Genomic DNA, 229 nt, shown 5'->3' on the forward strand with positions numbered 1-229 from the left:
CTTCTTGTTCCATAATATACAATTCATGCAATTCTTTTTTATACTCTTCCTCCTCAATATATTCTAATACTTCAGTTTCTTCCTCTTCAGATAATTCCTTATCAAATTCTTTTTTAGCTCCATCCAAATACCCTTCAACATTACTAATATTTTCGCTAATTTTATTAAATGCGTTGAGATCTAATAATTTATTGTGTGCAACATGATTTCGATTTTTACAAAAACGTCG

General features: G+C 28.4%; 1 pseudogene. It reads right to left on the reverse strand.

Annotated features, from left to right (window positions below):
- Positions 1–229, reverse strand: a pseudogene (locus KVT31_RS30095) (hypothetical protein); the annotation flags it as partial.

This window comes from Bacillus sp. GbtcB14, from assembly GCF_019091205.1.
GTDB lineage: Bacteria > Bacillota > Bacilli > Bacillales > Bacillaceae_G > Bacillus_A > Bacillus_A cereus_AG.